Source organism: Sphingomonas sp. 10B4 (genome assembly GCF_035019905.1).
Classification (GTDB): domain Bacteria; phylum Pseudomonadota; class Alphaproteobacteria; order Sphingomonadales; family Sphingomonadaceae; genus Sphingomonas; species Sphingomonas glacialis.
Genome location: NZ_JASJVC010000432.1, coordinates 1 through 255, shown reverse-complemented (window position 1 = coordinate 255; position 255 = coordinate 1). Strand labels below are relative to the sequence as shown.

Annotated in this window: 1 pseudogene; it reads right to left on the bottom strand. The window is 60.4% G+C overall.

What is annotated here, in order from left to right:
- A pseudogene (locus QN347_RS20395) lies at positions 1-252 on the bottom strand (hypothetical protein); the annotation flags it as partial.
- Positions 253-255 lie beyond the last annotated feature (3 nt).

The window sequence follows — 255 nt, the reverse complement described above, 5'->3', positions numbered from 1 at the left end:
GGCCGCCAGCGTACCGCCGACCATGGCCATGAGAGAATTAAGCGCCACCAAGCCATTCATTTTTTCCAGCGACTGCGCGCTCATGACGTTGAAGCCAAACCAGCCTACCGTCAAGATCCATGCACCGAGCGCCAGAAAGGGTATCGACGAGGGCGGATGCGCGGCTACGGCACCGTTTTTCATATAGCGACCGCTGCGAGCGCCAAGCAGTAAGACGGCTGGCAGGGCGACCCAACCGCCAACTGCATGCACCAC